Here is a 14,241-nt window from a genome sequence, read left to right as displayed (position 1 = left end):
GTGCCGCGAGTCCCAACGCATGCCGCCGAGCAGACCTTTGACCGGGTTGCGCCATCGAGGCGGTGGTGCGGCGCCCGGTCGTCGGGCCAGGATTCCCGTCGCTGGTGACCACCACGGCGGAACGAACAGAAAGGGGCCCCTGCGCGGCCGCGTCCCTGCCGGTGAGCATCGGCAGACGCGCCCGGGGGCGGAGGAGACATATGTCGAACGCGGAAACACCCGCCGAGCAGACCGGCGGGAATCCCGCCGCACCCGCGAGCGGTCCACTGGCCGACCTGCCTGCCCGGATCCGGGTGCACGCGCTGGCCAAGCTGCTGGAGAAGAACAGCCGGGACGTCCTCGCCAAGCTCGCCGAGCTGGGCGAAAGCGTGCGCAGCGCGCAGTCGAGCGTGACCAGGGACGTCGCGCTCAAGGTGGCCGAGACCTTCGAGCCGGCCGACGCCGGTGAAGCACCCGTCGAGCAGGCCCCGGCGCCGGTGGAGCAGGCCCGCCCCGTGGTGCCCGAGGTGCCGGTCGCCGAGGCCGAGAAGCCGCGCCCGCGGCAGAAGACCCGCGCGCACCTGCCGGTGTTCGCCGCGCCGTCGCCGGTCTTCCTGCCGCCGGAGCCCGCCGCCAAGCCGGCCCGCAAGCCCGCCGACCCGTTCGCGGAGCCGGAAGCCCGTCCGCGGTCCCGGCCCGAACCGCAGCCCGAGCCCGAGGCCGCCGAGGACGAGACCGAAGACACCACCTCGGCCCTCGACGCGGGCGACGACGACGGTGACGACGCCGGCAGCCGCCGCCGTCGCCGCCGGGGCCGTCGCGGCCGTGGCCGGGGCAAGGGCGCCGACGGCAGCGACGAGGCCGGCGACAACGAGGACGAGAAGCCCGAGGAGCCGCGCCGCAAGGGCCGCAACGGGGACGAAAAGGCCGAAGCGGACACCGAGGAGAGCGAGGAGACCGCCGAGTCTTCTTCCGACTCGGACAACGACAACGACAGCGACGAGGGCGAGGGTGGCAGCAAGCGCCGTCGCCGCCGCCGTCGTCGCAAGGGCTCGGACGGCGAAGACGCCGAAACCACCGACGACCCGCCCAACACCGTCACCCACGTCCGCCAGGCCAAGGCCGAGCAGGCCGAGCGCGAACGCCCGGCGCGCGACGAGGTGCGCAGCGTCCGCGGCTCGACGCGGCTGGAAGCCAAGCGCCAGCGCCGCCGCGACGGCCGCGAGGCCGGCCGCCGCCGCGCCCCGATCCTGTCCGAGGCCGAGTTCCTGGCCCGCCGGGAGTCGGTCGAGCGCACGATGGTCGTCCTCGAGAAGGGCGACGCGACGCAGATCGCCGTGCTCGAGGACGGCGTGCTGGTCGAGCACTTCGTGACGCAGTCGGGCTCCGGCTCGATCGTCGGCAACGTCTACCTCGGCCGCGTCCAGAACGTGCTGCCGAGCATGGAAGCCGCGTTCATCGACATCGGCCGCGGCCGCAACGCCGTGCTCTACGCCGGTGAGGTCGACTGGGACGCCGCCGGTCTCGAGGGCAAGGCCCGCAAGATCGAGCAGGCGCTGTCCACCGGCGACTCCGTGCTGGTCCAGGTCACCAAGGACCCGGTCGGGCACAAGGGCGCCCGGCTGACCACGCAGATCTCGCTGCCCGGCCGCTTCCTGGTGTACGTGCCCGCGGGCGGCGCCACCGGCATCTCCCGCAAGCTGCCGGAGAACGAGCGCCGCCGGCTCAAGGACATTCTCAAGCGGATCGTCCCGGAGGACGCGGGCGTCATCATCCGCACCGCCTCCGAGGGCATCGGCGAGGAGGAGCTGGGCCGCGACGTCGACCGCCTGAAGGCGCAGTGGGACGTCATCAAGGAGAAGGCCGCCGCCGGTTCCGGCAAGAAGGGCGGCGCGCCGACCATGCTCTACGAGGAGCCCGACCTGCTGGTCAAGGTCGTGCGTGACCTCTTCACCGAGGACTTCACCAAGCTGGAGATCCAGGGCAACCGCTCCTGGGAGACCATCAACGGCTACGTCAGCCACGTCGCGCCGGAGCTCGCCGAGCGCCTCAAGCGCTACATCGGCACCGGCGACGCGTTCTCCGACCACCGGATCGACGAGCAGATCACCAAGGCGCTCGACCGGAAGGTCTGGCTGCCGTCCGGCGGTTACCTGGTCATCGACCGCACCGAGGCGATGACGGTCATCGACGTCAACACCGGCAAGTTCACCGGTTCGGGCGGCAACCTCGAGGAGACGGTGACCCGCAACAACCTGGAGTCGGCGGAGGAGATCGTCCGCCAGCTCCGGCTGCGGGACATCGGCGGCATCATCGTGATCGACTTCATCGACATGGTGCTCGAGTCCAACCGCGAGCTGGTGCTGCGCCGCCTGACCGAGTGCCTCGGCCGCGACCGCACGCGCCACCAGGTCGCCGAGGTCACCTCGCTCGGCCTGGTGCAGATGACCCGCAAGAAGATCGGCACGGGCCTGCTGGAGGCGTTCTCGACGCCGTGTGAGCACTGCAAGGGCCGGGGCGTGCTCGTCTCGACCGAGGTGCAGCGCACGGGCGGCGGCTCGCAGTCCCACGGCGGCAACGGCAATGGCGGCGGCAACACTGGCGGCGGCAACGGCGGCGGTGGCGGGGAGAAGAGCTCCCGCCGGTCGCGGGGCCGCGGCAAGGGCGAAGAGGCCGCCAAGGAGCAGGCCGAGGCCGCCAAGGCCGAGGTCCACGCGGTTCCGCCGCCGGAGCAGCGCGCGTCGGTCGCCTCGGCGGTGGCGGCCATGGCCAACGCCTCGAAGGCGGCCAAGGACCACGACCACGGCGCGCTGAACGGCAACGGGCACGTCCCGGAGGCGGCCGAGGCCGCCGAAGAGACGCGTCAGGAGGCCGTCGCCGAGCCGGCCACCGAGGTCGCGGACGTCCCGGTGACCACCGAGGCGGACGAGACCCCGGTGCCGCAGGAGGAGCCGGCGGTCGAGCGGACCTCGGCGCCGGAGCCGGTGGAAGAGCCGGTGACGGCGGCTGTGGAGGCTGTGGAGTCTTCGGAGTCTTCGGAACCCGTCGACGCGGACATCAACGTGCCTGAACCGGCCACGCGCCCCACCCGGCGCCGGTCGCGCCGGGCCGCGTCGCGTCCGGCGGGTCCGCCGGTGCACGCGTCCGACCAGAGCCAGTGAACGACTAGGGGACCCCGGTGGTAACGCACCGGGGCACCCCACGTAACCTGTAGTACGGCCTGCCACCAGAGCAGGTCGCCTGCGCGAGTCCTGGACCACCCGTTCCATCAGGTGGGCCGGTTGCGCAAGCCCCCACCCATTGTCGAGTAATGCAGGAGACTTCCGTGTCGGCGTACGCGATCGTCAAGACCGGCGGCAAGCAGTACAAGGTTGCCGTCGGCGACGTGGTCGAGGTCGAGAAGCTCGAGGGCGAGCCGGGCACCGAGCACATTCTCCCCGCCGTTTTGTACGTCGACGGTGGCGATGTCACCACGGACGCCGACGCGCTGGCGAAGGTCTCGGTCACCGGCAAGGTCGTCGAGCAGACCAAGGGTCCGAAGATCCGGATCCACAAGTTCAAGAACAAGACGGGCTACCACAAGCGTCAGGGTCACCGGCAGAAGCTGACCCGCGTCGAGGTCACCGCCATCTCCCTGTAAAGAACTTCTCCGGATCTTCGTAAGACTGAAAGAGGACTGAGCTATGGCTCACAAGAAGGGTGCGTCCAGCTCCCGCAACGGTCGCGATTCGAACGCCCAGCGCCTCGGCGTCAAGCGCTTCGGCGGCCAGCAGGTCAACGCCGGCGAGATCCTGATCCGCCAGCGTGGCACCAAGTTCCACCCGGGCGTGAACGTCGGCCGTGGCGGCGACGACACGCTGTTCGCGCTGGCCACCGGCGCGGTTCAGTTCGGCGAGAAGCGTGGCCGCAAGACGGTCAACATCGTCGTGCCGGTCGAAGTCTGAGTTTCGGCTTCGAGTTAGACCTCTGACGAGGGGTGGGGCCGGAATATCCGGTGCCACCCCTCGTTTGTTTTGTACGGGTTCTTTTTTCGCGAGTGAATAGAGGCAAGTCATGGCGTCCCGGTTCGTGGACCGAGCGGTCATCCACCTGACCGCCGGCGACGGGGGCAACGGCTGCGCCTCGGTGCACCGCGAGAAGTTCAAACCCCTCGGCGGCCCGGACGGCGGCAACGGCGGCAACGGCGGCGACGTCCTGCTGGTCGTCGACCCGAACGTGCACACCCTGCTCGACTTCCACTTCCGCCCGCACGCCAAGGCGGGCAGCGGAAAGATGGGCCAGGGCGGCAACCGCGCGGGCGCGGCGGGGGAGACCCTGGTGATGAAGGTCCCGTCCGGCACCGTCGTGTTCACCGAAGACGGCGAGATGGTCGCCGACCTCATCGGCCCGGGCACCACGTTCGTCGCGGCGCAGGGCGGCCGCGGTGGCCTCGGCAACGCGTCGCTGTCGTCGAAGGCTCGCAAGGCCCCCGGGTTCGCGCTGCTGGGCGAGCCCGGCGAGACCCGCAACCTGGTGCTGGAGCTGCGCTCGGTCGCCGACGTCGGCCTGCTCGGCTTCCCGTCCGCCGGCAAGTCGTCGCTGATCTCGGTGCTGTCCGCGGCCAAGCCGAAGATCGCCGACTACCCGTTCACCACGCTGGTGCCGAACCTCGGCGTCATCACCGGCGGCGAGACGGTGTTCACGATGGCCGACGTGCCCGGCCTGATCCCCGGCGCGTCCGAGGGCAAGGGCCTCGGCCTCGACTTCCTGCGCCACATCGAGCGCTGCGCGGTGCTGGTGCACGTCGTCGACTGCGCGACCCTCGAGCCCGGCCGCGACCCGGTGTCCGATGTGGACGCTCTGGAAGAGGAGCTCGCCAAGTACACGCCGGGTCTCGGCGGGAAGCTCGAGGAGCGCCCGCGCGTGGTCGTGCTCAACAAGATCGACGTCCCGGAGGCCGCCGAGCTCGCCGAGTTCGTCCGGCCGGAGTTCGAAGCCCGTGGCCTGCAGGTGTTCGAGGTTTCCACGGCGTCGCGCAAGGGCCTGCGGGAGTTGACCTTCGCACTCGCCAAGGTGGTCGAGCAGTACCGCGAGATGCAGCCGGTGCTGGAGCCGGAGAAGATCGTCCTGCGGCCGCTCGCCGTCGACGACACCGGGTTCACCGTCGAGGTCGACCCCGAAGAAGAGGGCGCGTTCATCGTGCGCGGCGTCCGGCCGGAGCGGTGGATCCGCCAGACCAACTTCGGCAACGACGAGGCCGTCGGCTACCTGGGCGACCGGCTCAACCGCCTCGGCGTCGAGGACAAGCTGGCGAAGCTCGGCGCGCGGCCGGGCAGCCCGGTCACGATCGGCGACGTCCAGTTCGAGTGGGAGCCGTCGACGCCGAGCGTCGCGATGCACCTTTCCGGGCGCGGCACGGACGTCCGCCTCGAGAACCACGACCGCATCGGCGCGGCCGAGCGCAAGGAAGCCCGCCGGATCCGGCGGGACGGCTCGGACGAGCTGGAAGGCGACGACCTGGACCTCGACGCGTGAGCGGCACGCGGGAAGCCATCGCGGCCGCCCGGCGTCTGGTGGTCAAGGTCGGCTCGTCGGCGCTGACCACGGCGGGCAGCGGGCTCGACGCGGCCCGGCTGGACGCGCTGGTCGACGCGATCGCGGAGCGCGTCTCCCGGGACGCGCAGATCGTCCTGGTGTCTTCGGGCGCGATCGGGGCCGGGCTGGCCCCGCTTTCGCTCGGCAAGCGTCCCCACGACCTCGCGACCCAGCAGGCGGCGGCGAGCGTCGGCCAGCTGGCCCTGGCGCACGCGTACGCGGAGTCGTTCGGCCGGTTTTCGCTGACGGTCGGCCAGGTCCTGCTGACCTCTGACGACGTCGTCCGCCGGTCGCACTACCGCAACGCGCAGCGGACGTTCTCGAGGTTGCTGGCGCTCGGCGCGGTCCCGGTGGTCAACGAGAACGACACGGTGGCCACGGAAGAGATCCGCTTCGGCGACAACGACCGCCTGGCGGCCCTGGTGGCCCACCTGATCGGCGCGGACGCGCTGGTCCTGCTGTCCGATGTGGACGGTCTCTACGACGGCGACCCCCGCGACGGCGCCACCCGCAAGCTCACCGAGGTCCTCTCGGAGTCCGATGTGGACGGAATCTCGGTCGGCATGTCCAGCTCCGGCCTCGGCACGGGCGGCATGGTGTCGAAGCTGGCTGCGGCCCGCACGGCGGCGGGCGCGGGCATCCCGGTCCTGCTGGCGGCGGCATCGGAGGCCTCCGCGGCCCTGACGACGGCGTCTCCGGGAACGGCGTTCGCCCCGGCGGACACGCGCCTGTCGGCCCGCCGCTTCTGGCTGGGCTACGCGGCGGACACGACCGGCAAGCTCCGCCTGGACGACGGCGCGGTGACGGCGGTGGTCCGCCGCCGCAGGTCGTTGCTGGCGGCCGGGATCACGGGCGTGGAGGGCGAGTTCCAGGCGGGCGACGTGGTCGATTTGGTGGACGCGAAGGACCGCCCGGTGGCCCGCGGAGTGGTGGCGTTCGACGCGACTGAGCTCCCGGACCTGATCGGCCGATCCAGCCACGAGCTCCCGGCCGAGCAGCGCCGCGAGGTAGTCCACGCCGACGACCTGGTCCCCCTCCGCCGCTAACCCTGGCACCACCACCCGCACCCGGCGCCGCATCCCCGCGATCCGGCGGCATCACCGTGATTGGCGGGGCATCTCGCGTGATCCAGCGGGCATCACCCGTGACTGGGCGGGTATCTCGCGTGATCCGGCGGGCATCTCGCCCGATTGGCCGGGCCCGCCGTGTCGTCCCTCCAATCACACGTGATGCCCCTCTGATCACGCGAGATGCCTCTCCAATCACGCGTGATGCCCCGGCCGGCTCAGCCCATTGAGACCAATCGGGCACCGCCGTCGGCTTCCAAGACCGTGCCGCTCAGGTTGCGGTTCGTCGCCGCCAGTGCCACCACCTCGGCCACGTCGTCCGCCGTCGCCACGCGGCGGGATGGGATCGAAGCCGCCGTCTGGGCGAAGAACCCTTCCCGCATCTCCGCCGGGAAGCCGTTCCACCACGCCGTGTCCACGACCCCCGGCGAAACCGCGTTCACCCGCCGCGGCGCCAGCTCGACCGCCAGCGGCTTGACCAGCGCCTCCACCGCCGCGTTGAGCGCGCCGATGCCCGCCGTCCCCGGCATGGCCGCGTGTGCGCTGATCGCGCCCAGCAGCGTGATCGACCCGTCCTCGGCCAGGCGCGGCAGCACCGCCTGGATCGTGGTCAGGTGCGCCCAGAACTTCGCGTCGAACGCCCGCCGCAGCATCTCGAGATCCAGCGACGCGATCGGCCCCATCCCTTCGGCGCCGGACAGGCTCACCACCAGCACGTCGACCGTCCCGAGTGACTCCGCCAGCGCGGCCATCGCGGTGGCGTCGCCGCCGTCGGCCTGGTGTCCCGTCAGCCGCGGGTCGCTCGCCGCGACGTCGTCGAGGCGCTCCTTGCCGCGCCCGGTGACGTGGACGTCGTAACCCCGCTCGCTCAGCCGCCGCGCGGTCGCCAGGCCGATGCCCGAAGTGCCGCCGGCGACAAGTGCGATGCTCATGCTCGTTCCCCATTTCGAACCGGTACGTCTCGTTTCGAAATCGACGCTACCATCGGATCCCATGACCGACCAGTCCCGTCCCGGCCGCAAGCGCAGCGAACAGAGCCGGCTGGCGATCCTCGCCGCCACGCTCGACCTGGTCGCGGAAGCGGGCTACGGCACGCTGACCGTCGAGGGCATCGCCGCGCGCTCCGGCGTCGGCAAGCAGACGATCTACCGCTGGTGGCCGTCGAAGGCCGACGTCCTGCTCGACGCGCTCGCGACGAAGGCGGACCTCTACGTGCCGATCCCCGACGAGGGGACGTTCCGCGCCGACCTCGCCGGCTTCCTGGACAGCACGTTCGAGCTGGGCGGGAAAGCCCAGGTGGCGGACACGCTGCGCGCGCTGATGGCGCAGGCGCAGATCGACCCGGACTTCGGCAAGCGGTTCCGCGAAGACTTCCTCAACCGCCGCCGCGACGCGCTCGGCGTCATCGTCGACCGCGCCCGCGAGCGCGGCGAACTGCCCGAGGGAGTCGACTCCGGCACGGTGATCGACGTCGTCTTCGGCACGCTCTGGTACCGGCTCCTCGCGACGCGGGAGCCGATCGGCCGCGGCCTGGCCGGTGAACTGGTGGCGCTACTGGCCGATCACGGCGCCTCGACCGCCGAAATCCGGTAGCGCGCCACCGACGCGTCGAGGATCTGCACGGCCTGCTCGTCCGACGGCCCGGACCCGCGGAAGCGCTCGAGGTCCTCGTCGGACTCCCAGCGTTCGTACACGGTGATCCGGCCGGGATCGAGCAGGTCGGCGCCCAGCGAGTATTCGAGGCACCCACGAGCTTCCCGCGCCAGCCGCACCGCCTCGCGACAGTCGTCGAGGTAGGCATCACGGCTTTCGGGAGCGACGGCGAGCCAGCCGGCGACGATGATCATGTCGGGTTGATCCGGTCCGGCTTGATCGTGAGCAGCAGCCGCGTCTGGTCCCGGCCGCCCCACCACGGGTACGGGCCGCCGAGGTAGCGCTGCGAGAGTTTCTCGATGTGCTCGACCGCGCCGTCCTCGGTCATCTCCTGCACGCGCCCGCGGATCGCGTAGTAGCGCGACGGCCGTTCGCGGTCGGCGACGTTGAGCGCCACCCGCGGGTCACGCTCGATGTTGCGCTGCTTCTGGTGGCCCAGCACGGTGTTGACGAGGATGTGCGTCCCATCGGTGTCCACCCAGGTCTGGGTGAGTTGCGGAGAGCCGTCCGGCATCAAGGTCGACAGGAAGCAGAGGCTGGGCTCGCGCAGCAGAGCGAGCAGATCGCCGGGCAGTTCCACAGTGGTCTCCCGCTAGAGCTGGTCGGGCGCTTCGATGCCGAGCAGGGAGAGCCCGAGCGCGAGCGTGTGCGACGTCAGCGTAGTCAACCTCAGCCGGGACGCGCGCAGTGACGGCGAAGACGCTTTCAAGACCGGACATTCCTCGAAGAACCGGGAAAACGCGACCGCTGTCTCGTAGAGGTACGTACAGAGCTTGTGCGGCGCGTAGCCGTCTGTCGCGGTCTTCAGCGCTTCGCCGAACCTGAGCAGCTTCAGCGCGAGAGCCCGTTCGGCCGGAGCCTCCAAGAGGACCGCGGTACCGTCCGGCACTCCGCCCGCCTTCCGCAGGATCGACCGCGTCCGCGCGTGCGCGTACTGCAGGTAGACCGAGGTGTTGCCCTCCTTGGCGAGCATCCGGTCCCAGGCGAAGAGGTAGTCGCGCTCGCGGTCGCCGGACAGGTCGGCGTACTTGACCGCGCCGATGCCGACCGCCCGGGCGACCTCGGCCTGCCCCGCGGCGTCCAGCTCACTGCGTTCGGCGACGACCGCCGCGGCCTGCGTCACGGCCTCGGTGAGCAGGTCGGCCAGCTTGACCGTGTCGCCGGAGCGGGTCCGCATGGTCTTGCCGTCCGCGCCCAGCACCGTGCCGAAGCCGATGTGCTCGGCGTGCCCGGTCAGCCAGCCGGCGGCGCGGCAGACGGCGAACACCATCGCGAAGTGCTGCGCCTGCGGCGTCCCGACGACGTAGAGGAGGTCGGTCGCGCCGCGTTCGGCCGTCCAGTACCGGACGGTCGCCAGGTCGGTCGCGGCGTACCCGTAGCCGCCGTCGCGCTTGCGGACGATCAGCGGCAGCCGGTCGCCTTCGCGGTTGCGGAACCCCTCGGGGAACACGCAGACCGCGCCGTCGCTGATCTCGGTCAGCCCGGCCGTCTCGAGGTCGTCGACCACCGTCGCGAGGTACGGGTTGTAGAAGCTCTCGCCGTAGATGTCCTGGTCCGTCAACGAGATTCCGAGCAGCGCGTAGACCTCGTCGAAGTGCCGGGTCGATTCGGCGACGAGCTCCCGCCAGACGGCCAGGGTTTCTTCGTCGCCACTCTGCAGCTGCACGACGCGGTCGCGTGCGCGGGTCGCGAACGCTTCGTCGCCGTCGAACTTCCGCCGCGCTTCGCGGTAGAACGCGTCGAGGTCGGCGATGGCGCGTTGCCCGGCCGGTACGTCGAGGAGGTGCTCGATGAGCATGCCGAACGGCGTGCCCCAGTCGCCGAGGTGGTTGTGCGGCAGCAACTCGTGCCCAGCGAACCGCAGCAGGCGCGCGAGCGTGTCGCCGATCACCGTCGTGCGCAGGTGCCCGACGTGCATCTCCTTCGCGACGTTCGGGCTGCTGTAGTCCAGCGCGATCCGCCGTGGCGACGTGGTTTCCGGCACGCCCAGGCGCGGATCGCCGAGCAGCGCGGCGGTGCGCGTCTCCAGCCATTCCTTGCGCAGCACGAAGTTCAGGAACCCCGGCCCGGCGACTTCGGGCGGGTCGGCTATCCCGTCGAGCTCGAGGGCACCGGCGATCAGCGTCGCGACTTCGCGCGGCGAGCGGCCGAGCCGTTTGCCCAGGCTCATCGCGAGGTTGCCCTGGTAGTCGACGCCTTCGCGCGGCGACGCCTGGATCAGCGCCTGCTCCGGCGTCAGCTCGACGTCCAGTGCCTTGCCGGCGGCGGCCACCACGCGGCGCGCCAGCTCCTCGGTAACGTCGGCGGTCTGCACGGTGTCCCTCCTTCGGCTCGGTCTTGGAGCACGCAGCGTAGCGAGCGTGACCGGCCGGTGACGAAGGGTTTACCGCAGCTCGCTGCCCTTCGTTTCGGGCAGCGTGAGGATGACGGCGAACGCGATCGCCGCGCCGGCCGCGACGTACCAGAAGTAGAGCGTCGGCGAGACCGCGCCGAAGACGGTGATGAGCAGCGGCGCGGTGCCGCCGAAGATCGCGACGGTCAGGTTGTACCACGCGCCGATCCCGAGCCCGCGCAGTTCGGTGGGGAACAGCTCGCTCATGATGGCCGGCGCGATCGACGTCATCGCCGTGTACAGCCCGAGCCCGACGCAGAACACCACGAGCAGGCCGCCGATGTTCGGGCCGATCAACGTGGACAGCGGCACGACGACGACCGCGGTCACCCCGGACCAGACGAGCAGCTGCGGCTTCCGCCCGACCCGGTCCGCCAGCGCGCCCATCGGGTACTGCAGGGCGATGAACAGGGCCGTGCCGACGGAAAGTGCGAGGAACACGGCGTCCGCGTCGGCGTGCCGGTTCTTCACCGCGAAGGACGTGAGCGCGCTGAAGAACGTGTAGTAGCAAAGGGTCGAGAGCATCGTGAAGCCGACGAGCCTGCCGACGGCCTTGGGGTGGTGCGTCAGCGTCGTCAGCAACGGCCGTTCGAGCTTCCGCGCCTTGGCCTTCGTCTGCTCGAACAGCTCGGTCTCGGCGAGGCTGCGGCGCAGCCACAGGCCGACCAGGCCGAAGACACCGCCCAGCAGGAACGGCAGCCGCCAGCCCCACGACGCGAGCTGCGCCTTGTCCAGCGCCCGGGCCAGGACGAACCCGAGGACGGTCGCGATCAGCACGGCCGTCCCGGTCGAGATGTAGAAGAACGCCGAGTACCGCCCGCGACGCTCCGGCGGCGCGATCTCGCCCAGGTAGGCCGACGCGTTCGACACCTCACCGCCGAGCGACAGCCCCTGCGCGATGCGGGCGAGCAGCAGCAGGATCGGCGCCAGCCAGCCGACCTGCGAGAACGTCGGCAGCAGGCCGATCGCGACCGAGCCGCCGGCCATCAGCACGATGGTGAGGATCATGGCGGGCTTGCGGCCGCGCGTGTCCGCGAAGCGCCCGAGCAGCACGCCGCCGAGCGGGCGGAAGAAGAACGCGAGCGCGTAGGTGGCGAACGTGTTGATCAGCGCAAGCGTGTCGTTCCCGGCCGGGAAGAACGCGCTGGCGAAGTAGATGCTGAACGTCGCGTAGATCGTCCAGTCGAACCACTCCAGCGCATTGCCCGCGCTCGCCGCGAACAGCTTGCGCACCGGCAGCCGGTGCCGCCGGGATGCCTGCACGGTGGACTCGGTCATGGCGGCCTCCACGTCACCCCCGAAGGTGCAACGGGACTTTGCCACATACGTCCGCGGTCCGAAAGGTTCCCACCGTCCGGAATCCCGGTTCTTCCTCCTAGGCGGTGCTCGCCAGCGCGAACGGCAGGACCGCGGGTGCCCCGGCCTTCCGCAGCAGGCGCGTGGCCAGCGTCATCGTCCAGCCGGTGTCGATGACGTCGTCGACCAGCAGGACCGGCCCGCTGGGGAGGACTCCGGCGAGGTCGGCCGGCATGCTCATCCGCCGCCACAGGTCGGCGAGCCGCTGCGCGCTGTTCGCCTGCCGCGGGGGTGGCCCTTCGGCGTCGAGCGCGCCGAGGAAGTCCAGCTTGCCGATCTCGGCCAGCCGCGTAGCGAGGCTGTAGACGAGCTGTGGCCGCGTTTCCGACGGCACCGCCACCACCGCGACCGGCCGCTCCGACCACTGCCACCCGGCGAGCACCTGGACGCAGGCCTTGAACACCGAGTCCGGCACCTCGGTGTCCTTCGCCTGGGGACCCACCAGTTCCCGCAGCCGGTTGCCCCACCCGACGTCGGTGAGCCGCCCGAGCACCTGGCCCGGCTCGGCTTGGTCGTCGGCGCTGATCCGGCCGGACACCGGAACGTCCAAAGAGGACATTCCGGTGGGCCACTGCTTCCGCGGTGCGACCTCGACGCCGGGACGCTGCAGCCGCTCCCGGGTCGCTTCGGCGACGTCGTCGGCCACCGTCGTGTCCCAGTGCTGGCCGGTGCAGTTGTCGCACCGCCCGCACGGCGCCGCCTCGGGGTCGTCGAGCTGGCGCCGCAGGTACTCCATCCGGCAGCCGTCAGTCGCCAGGTAGCCGACCATCGCGTCCTGCTCGCGGTTGCGGGCCTCCGCAACGCGCTTGTAGCGCCCGCTGTCGTACTCCCAGTTCTCGCCCGTGCTCGTCCAGCCGCCCTTGACGCGCCGCACCGCGCCGTCGACGTCCAGGACCTTGAGCACCATTTCCAGCCGTGACCGGGAAAGCTCCACCGACGGCTCGAGCGCGGCCGTCGAAAGAGGACGGTCGGCGTAGGAGAGCGTGTTCAGCACCTGGGTCACCCGCAGCTCGTCCGGGAAGGCGAGCGACCCGAAGTACGCCCAGATCGCCTTGTCCTCCTCACCGGGCAGCAGCACGACCTCGGCGCGCTCCACGCCACGCCCGGCGCGGCCGACCTGCTGGTAGTACGCGATCGGCGACGACGGCGCCCCGAGGTGCACGACGAACCCGAGGTCCGGCTTGTCGAACCCCATGCCCAGCGCGGACGTCGCGACCAGCGCCTTGACCCGGTTGCCGAGCAGGTCGTCCTCGGCGGCCTGCCGGTCGGCCGGGTCGGTCTTGCCGGTGTAGGCCGCCACCGGGTAGCCGCGGTCCTTCAGCAGCGACGCGACGTCGTGCGCCGCCGCCACGGTCAGCGTGTAGATGATCCCCGACCCGGGCAGCTCGGCCAGGTGCTCGGCCAGCCAGGCCAGGCGCGCCTGCGACGTCGGCAGCCGGCACACCGACAACCGCAGGCTCTCGCGGTCGAGGCTGCCGCGCAGGACCAGCGTGTCGGTGCCCGTGCCGAGGCCCAGCTGCTCGGCGACATCGGTGACGACGCGGTCGTTCGCCGTCGCCGTGGTCGCCAGCACCGGCACGCCGTCGGGCAGGTCGCCCAGCAACGTGCGCAGGCGCCGGTAGTCCGGCCGGAAGTCGTGCCCCCAGTCGGAGATGCAGTGCGCCTCGTCGACCACCAGCAGCCCGGTGCTCGCGGTCAGCTTCGGCAGGACGTTGTCGCGGAAGTCCGGGTTGTTCAGTCGTTCGGGGCTGACCAGGAGGACGTCCACCTCGCCGGCCGCGACCGAGGCCTGGACCTGCTCCCACTCCTGGGGGTTCGCGGAGTTCATGGTCGCCGCGTGGATCCCGGCACGGGCCGCCGCCGAGATCTGGTTGCGCATCAGGGCGAGCAGGGGCGAGACGATGACCGTCGGCCCGCTGCCCTGTTCCCGCAGCAGCGCCGTGGCCAGGAAGTACACCGCCGACTTGCCCCAGCCGGTGCGCTGCACGACCAGCGCGCGACGCCGCTGCGCGACGAGGGCCTCGATGGCCGTCCACTGGTCTTCGCGCAGCTTCGCCGAGTCGCCGGCCAGGGCCCGGAGGAGGGTCTCGGCGCGGTCGCGGAGGGCTGGGGTGGTGCTGGTCGTGTCCACGTCCCCACGTCTACCCCATGGCACCGACGAACCGGGAATCGGCGGCGTCGCGAACGGACCGTTCGTGTCGAATACGGGTGGTTATGTGA

The 14,241-nt window shown here is 71.2% G+C and carries 12 protein-coding genes; 6 read left to right on the top strand and 6 right to left on the bottom strand.

The features are described 5' to 3' along the window. Positions 1-200: 200 nt before the first annotated feature. From QQ657_RS11465 to proB, 5 genes are all read left to right on the top strand, one after another. Positions 201-3,140 (top strand): translation initiation factor IF-2 N-terminal domain-containing protein, encoded by a 2,940-nt coding sequence (locus QQ657_RS11465; protein ID WP_284742056.1) that lies wholly within the window; start codon positions 201-203, stop codon positions 3,138-3,140. Between the two features lie 164 nt (positions 3,141-3,304). Then, positions 3,305-3,619 carry a 50S ribosomal protein L21 gene (gene rplU, locus QQ657_RS11460; RefSeq protein WP_003067132.1) on the top strand — a complete coding sequence of 105 codons (315 nt, stop codon included), beginning with the start codon at positions 3,305-3,307 and terminating at the stop codon, positions 3,617-3,619. A gap of 43 nt (positions 3,620-3,662) precedes the next feature. Next, positions 3,663-3,923, top strand: a complete 261-nt coding sequence (gene rpmA / locus QQ657_RS11455) for a 50S ribosomal protein L27 (RefSeq protein WP_284742055.1) — start codon at positions 3,663-3,665, stop codon at positions 3,921-3,923. Positions 3,924-4,032: 109 nt separating this feature from the next. After that, the gene (gene obgE / locus QQ657_RS11450) at positions 4,033-5,493 is read left to right on the top strand and encodes a GTPase ObgE (RefSeq protein WP_284742054.1); all 1,461 of its coding nucleotides are present in this window, start codon (positions 4,033-4,035) and stop codon (positions 5,491-5,493) included. Further along, complete coding sequence (gene proB, locus QQ657_RS11445) at positions 5,490-6,599, top strand: glutamate 5-kinase (RefSeq protein WP_284742053.1); 1,110 nt, start codon at positions 5,490-5,492, stop codon at positions 6,597-6,599. Before obgE ends, proB begins: the two co-directional genes overlap by 4 nt. Positions 6,600-6,838: 239 nt before the next feature. Here the strand turns inward: proB and QQ657_RS11440 are convergent, their stop codons facing one another. Continuing rightward, positions 6,839-7,552, bottom strand: coding sequence for an SDR family oxidoreductase (locus QQ657_RS11440; RefSeq protein ID WP_284742052.1), 714 nt, complete (start codon positions 7,550-7,552; stop codon positions 6,839-6,841). Positions 7,553-7,613: 61 nt separating this feature from the next. On the opposite strand from QQ657_RS11440, the gene QQ657_RS11435 reads away from it, so the two are divergent. Beyond that, the gene (locus tag QQ657_RS11435; protein WP_284742051.1) at positions 7,614-8,213 is read left to right on the top strand and encodes a TetR/AcrR family transcriptional regulator; all 600 of its coding nucleotides are present in this window, start codon (positions 7,614-7,616) and stop codon (positions 8,211-8,213) included. Here QQ657_RS11435 and QQ657_RS11430 read toward each other — a convergent pair. The 5 genes from QQ657_RS11430 to QQ657_RS11410 form a co-directional block, all read right to left on the bottom strand. Continuing rightward, positions 8,183-8,467: a putative quinol monooxygenase gene (locus QQ657_RS11430; protein WP_284742050.1), complete on the bottom strand. Its 285-nt coding sequence runs from the start codon at positions 8,465-8,467 to the stop codon at positions 8,183-8,185. The two genes, QQ657_RS11435 and QQ657_RS11430, sit on opposite strands and share 31 nt — an antisense overlap. Next, entirely contained in the window at positions 8,464-8,853 is a 390-nt protein-coding gene (locus tag QQ657_RS11425) for a PPOX class F420-dependent oxidoreductase (protein WP_284742049.1), read from the bottom strand. The genes QQ657_RS11430 and QQ657_RS11425 overlap by 4 nt, the downstream gene beginning before the upstream one ends. Positions 8,854-8,865: 12 nt before the next feature. Then, a complete protein-coding gene (argS, locus tag QQ657_RS11420) occupies positions 8,866-10,587 on the bottom strand; it encodes an arginine--tRNA ligase (protein WP_284742048.1) in 1,722 nt (573 codons plus the stop codon). A gap of 69 nt (positions 10,588-10,656) precedes the next feature. Further along, positions 10,657-11,943, bottom strand: coding sequence for an MFS transporter (locus QQ657_RS11415; protein WP_284742047.1), 1,287 nt, complete (start codon positions 11,941-11,943; stop codon positions 10,657-10,659). A 97-nt stretch (positions 11,944-12,040) separates the two neighbouring features. Then, complete coding sequence (locus tag QQ657_RS11410; protein WP_284742046.1) at positions 12,041-14,152, bottom strand: RecQ family ATP-dependent DNA helicase; 2,112 nt, start codon at positions 14,150-14,152, stop codon at positions 12,041-12,043. Positions 14,153-14,241: the final 89 nt, after the last annotated feature.

The organism is Amycolatopsis ponsaeliensis, assembly GCF_030182635.1.
GTDB lineage: Bacteria > Actinomycetota > Actinomycetes > Mycobacteriales > Pseudonocardiaceae > Amycolatopsis > Amycolatopsis ponsaeliensis.
Note: the sequence above shows the minus strand (reverse complement) of the source record. Positions and strands in the feature narration are given on the sequence as shown.